Here is a 1609-nt window from a genome sequence, read left to right on the forward strand (position 1 = left end):
AGACGGCGCACCCTTTGCCTCGAAACACCTGCAGCGCGCCATCAACCTCGGTCTTGATCCCCATTTTTCGGACTGCAGCCGCATCCAACCGGTACGGCTCCCGGCATTCGGGGCAGATGACGCGGACCAAGCGCTGAGCCAGGACCGCTATCAGGACGCTGGACACCAGGTAGTTTTCGATGCCCATGTCCAGGAGTCGCGTGATGGCGCCGGGCGCATCGTTCGTGTGCAACGTGCTGAATACCAAATGCCCGGTCAGCGCCGAATGGATGGCGATGTCCGCGGTCTCCGCATCGCGGATCTCCCCAACCATGATGACATCCGGATCTTGGCGGACGATAGAGCGCAAGCCACTGGCGAAGGTCAGGCCGATCTTGGACTTAACATGGATCTGGTTGACCCCTTGGAGCTGGTACTCCACCGGGTCTTCGATGGTGATGATCTTCTTGTCGGCCGAGTTGATCTCGCTCAGCGCCGTATAGAGGGTGGTAGTCTTGCCGCTTCCTGTCGGGCCGGTCACCAGGATCATGCCATGTGGCTTTCTGATCAGCCGCTGGAATTGCACGCGAACATCTTCAGGCATACCCATGTCTCCCAGGCTCAGGAGGAGGCTGCTGCGATCCAGGATTCGCATCACGACACTTTCGCCGTGCAGGGTGGGAATCGTGGAGACCCGGAGGTCCAGGTCCTTGCCCAGGATCTGGAGTCTGATGCGGCCGTCCTGTGGAAGCCGTCGCTCGGCGATGTTCATCTTGGCCATGATCTTGACACGGGAGATCACGGCCCGTTGCAGCCGCTTGGGAGGAGACTCCTGATCCAGGAGCACTCCATCCACCCGGTAGCGGATTCGAAGCGTATCCTCAAACGGCTCGATGTGGATGTCGCTGGCGCGGGCCTCTACTGCCCGGGTAATGAGCAGGTTGACAAGCTGGATGACTGGGGCCTCGGAGGCCAGGTCGCGGAGGTGATCGACATCTTCGCGGTCCTCGCCCGCTGCCCCGCCCTCCTCCTCATCGTACCCCTTGACGATCTTCTCGATCGTCGTATGACCGTCACCATAGTGCTGATCGATCGCCTCAAGGATCTCCCGCTCGTTGGCGATACAGACGGTGATAGCGAGGCCGGTGCTCAGTCGAAGGTCATCCAGTGTATATGGATCGGTCAAATCGCTCATGGCGATGGTCAGCGTGCCATCCTTGACCTCAATCGGGAAGACCTTGTGCTCCCGCAGGTACTTCGGCGAAAGGCGCTCTCGGATCGGCACGGGTGTAATCGAGAGAGAGGCAAGAGAAAGGTAGGGAAGCGAGAACTGCTTGGCAAGCGCTTTCACAACGTCTTCTTCCGAGGCATACCCGAGTTCCACGAGGGTATCGCCCAACCGCTTGCCGAGCTCTTTTTGGTGGGTAAGCCCCCGCTGGAGTTGATCTCGCGTGATCGATCCTTCGCCGATCATAATTTCGCCAAGCGGTTTGCGTACCCCACTCCACTGCCAATTACCCATCGTACGATTCATCCTCGATGCTACGGCGCCTTTTCCGCGCCTAAATCCCTGCTACTTCAGCCCTCAGAAAATAGGCCGTTACGTTAGCCGAATGATAGATCGGCATGA

The 1609-nt window shown here is 59.0% G+C and carries 1 protein-coding gene; it reads right to left on the reverse strand.

What is annotated here, in order from left to right; translation table 11 throughout:
• The coding region (gene tadA, locus KGL31_10270; GenBank protein MDE2322283.1) for a Flp pilus assembly complex ATPase component TadA at nt 1-1501 on the reverse strand (1501 nt) is incomplete at its 3' end.
• Nucleotides 1502-1609 lie beyond the last annotated feature (108 nt).

The organism is Candidatus Methylomirabilota bacterium, assembly GCA_028870115.1.
Classification (GTDB): domain Bacteria; phylum Methylomirabilota; class Methylomirabilia; order Methylomirabilales; family Methylomirabilaceae; genus Methylomirabilis.